This is a genomic window from Micromonospora sp. 4G55 (assembly GCF_016803375.1).
The window spans coordinates 1-2,379 of sequence record NZ_JAEVHN010000835.1 but is presented as its reverse complement, the minus strand read 5'-3'; the positions used below and the strand labels follow the sequence as shown (position 1 = coordinate 2,379).

The following is a 2,379-nucleotide window of genomic DNA, read 5'->3' as shown; positions in this document are numbered from 1 at the left end:
CGGCCCAGCGGGTCGTCGCCGGCCGCGGGCGCGCCGTGGGCGACCGCGAGCTGCCGGCGCACCAGCTGGTCGACTTCGGCGGCGGAGGTGGCCTCGTGGTCCACCTGCCAGTCGAGCGCGAAGCCCCACAGCACCGCCCGGTTGGTCGGCCGCAGCTCGGCGGCGTCGCACCAGGGCGCGCTGAACGCGATGGCCAGGGCGACGCTGCTGGTCAGGGTCGCGTCGAAGGGCCCGGCGGCGAAGAGGTCCGGGTGGGCGGCCAGGCAGCGTTGCAGGTCCCGCTGACCCTGTGCCGCGAGGGCGCAGACCCGGCCGTGCTCGGCGGCCGCCCGCAGCTCGTCGGTGGTCGGTACGACAGGCGCCACCACGGTCAGGCCAGGGCCGGTTGCCGGTGCGGGGTGAGCATCAGCGGCACCCGCTCCCGGGGGCGCAGCGACGCGGCGAGCTGCGGGTTGGGCATCCCCGGCTCGCAGAGCCGGTACCGGAACCGGCTGAACAGGGTCGCCACGATCAGCGGCGCCTCCAGCTGGAACAGGTACTGGCCGATGCACTGGTGGGCGCCGCCGCCGAACGGGTAGTAGGCGTACCGGTGGGCGCGTCGGGGCGCGTCGGGGGCGAAGCGTTCCGGGTCGAACACCTCGGGTCGATCCCAGTACCGGGCCAGCCGCTGGGTGACGTACGGGCTGAGGACGATCGTCCCGCCGGCGGAGATTCTGGTGCCGCCGATGACGTCGTCGGCGATCGCGGTGCGCGGCACCAGCCAGCCGGACGGGTACGCGCGGACCAGCTCGTCGAGCACCATCCGGGTGTAGCGCAGCTCGCCGAGCTGCTCGCGGCTGACCACGTCACCGGGGCCGACCACCCGGTCGATCTCCTCGTAGAGCCGGGCGGCGATGTCCGGCAGCTGCTCCAGCAGCGGAAAGAGCCAGGTGAGCACCACATAGGTGGTCTCGGTGGTGGTGGCGAAGATGGACACCAGGTCGTCACGGACCCGCTGCTCGTCCAGCTTGCGACCGTCGGCGTCGCGGGCCCGGGCCAGCGCGGCGAGGATGTCGTCGCCGCCGTCGGAACTGGCGCGCTCGGCGCGGACCAGCGGCAGCAGGATGTCGTCGATGTTCCGCACGGCCCGACGGAACGCCCGGTCACCGGGCATCGGCACGGCGTCGGGCAGGAAGGGGGCGAGCAGCCGGAACCGCAGCGCTGTCGCCACGGTGTCCTGCTCGGCGACCACCCGCACGCCGTCGCGACAGGGATCTTGTCGCCGAAGAAGACCCGGATGACCGCCTGGCAGATGATCCGGGAGATCTCGGCGGCGGCGTCGACCGGCTCGCCGGCCCGCGCCGGGCCGGCCAGTTCGTCGACCGCCTCGCTGATCGCCCGGCTCAGGTCGTCCACCGCCGCGTCGACCCGCTTGGCGGTGAAGTGCGGCTGGAGCCGCCGGCGACTCGCCTCCCACCGCGGACCCTCGGACAGGATGCCGTCGCCGGCCAGCTTGCGCACGGACTTCCACATCATGCTGTCGCCGGCCCGGGTGTAGTTCGCGGCGTTGTCGCGCAGCACGTGCTGGACGTGGGCCGGCTCGGTGACCAGGTACGGCCGGATGGTGCCCAGGTTCAGCCGGACGACCTGCCCGGGCGCCGCGTCGGCGAGGCCGACCAGGGTGCCCAGCGGGTCGCGCAGCAGCCCGGGCAACGTGCGGCGCAGGCTCGCGACGTGCGGCTCACGGGATACCGGGGTCGTCGACTCAGTCATGGCTCACCTGCGGGTCCTCCTCCGGTGCCGCACCGCCTTGCGCTCCGTGTTGCCATGGTGATCGCGCGTGACGGTTGCGGTGAGCATGTCACTGATGAAAAGGCTTTTCCAGATTTTGCGTCCGGAGAAATTCTCACAGTCAACGAAGGCCGTCCACTGTGTACGGTCCCGTCCGGACGCTAGCCCGACAGATCGCGCAGGTAGCGCCACTCCGCGGCGACCGGCCGATAACCTAATCCACGGTTCAGCGTGAGCATCGGCACGTTGCCCGCGTCGTTGCTGGTGTACGCGAACCGTAGCCCGGCCGCCCGGGCCCGGCTCAGCGAGCGGTGCTTGACCGCGCGGGCCAGCCCCCGGCCGCGGTGCCCGCGCCGGGTGCGGTCATCCCCGACCGGTAGCGGGTCCGGCCGTCGGTCAGCGCGAAGCCGAACGCGAGCACCTCCCCGTCCCGGACGGCCACCGTGGTCAGGTCCCGGTCCAGGTCGGGGCGCTCCCAGTAGGCGGTCCGCCAGTCGGCGTAGCTGATCTCGTCCATCGTCACCTCGCCCGGCTCGTCCCGGGAGGCGTCGAGGTCGGCCAGGTAGAGCGGGTACGGGTCGGGCAGCTCGGCCGCGGCGAGCAGCCGCA

The 2,379-nt window shown here is 73.0% G+C and carries 3 pseudogenes; all 3 read right to left on the bottom strand.

Features of this window, described 5'->3' with window-relative positions:
* A pseudogene (locus JNW89_RS34935) lies at positions 1-365 on the bottom strand (terpene synthase); the annotation flags it as partial.
* A 5-nt stretch (positions 366-370) separates the two neighbouring features.
* Positions 371-1,752: pseudogene (locus JNW89_RS37915) on the bottom strand (cytochrome P450).
* Positions 1,753-2,071: 319 nt separating this feature from the next.
* Positions 2,072-2,379: pseudogene (locus JNW89_RS34925) on the bottom strand (hypothetical protein); the annotation flags it as partial.